We start from the raw sequence: 278 nt of genomic DNA on the forward strand, positions 1-278 counted from the left end.
GGCGACATTGCGCGAAACAACGCTGGTCTGCTTCGAAGTGGCCAGAAGCGCCGACTGGGCGATGCTCAATGCGGTGGAAAGCGACATGCGGGTCTTTCACGCGGGCCGGCGCCCGCCGGTTATCTCTTCAAGTTGACCAGGACATCCATCAAATCGGAACCCGTCTGGAAGACCTTGGAATTGGCAGTGTAGCTGCGCTGCGCTGCAATCATGTTGGTCAGTTCCTCGGCGATATCGACGTTGGAGTTCTCCAAAGCCCCTGAGACGATGGAGCCAAG

1 protein-coding gene is annotated in these 278 nt (G+C 58.3%); it reads right to left on the minus strand.

The features are described 5' to 3' along the window. Positions 1 to 119: 119 nt before the first annotated feature. Positions 120 to 278 (minus strand): flagellar basal body rod C-terminal domain-containing protein (locus EN808_RS36120; protein WP_281041876.1); only part of this gene is annotated, 159 nt, incomplete at its 5' end.

Source organism: Mesorhizobium sp. M8A.F.Ca.ET.165.01.1.1 (genome assembly GCF_004792065.1).
Taxonomy (GTDB): Bacteria; Pseudomonadota; Alphaproteobacteria; order Rhizobiales; family Rhizobiaceae; genus Mesorhizobium.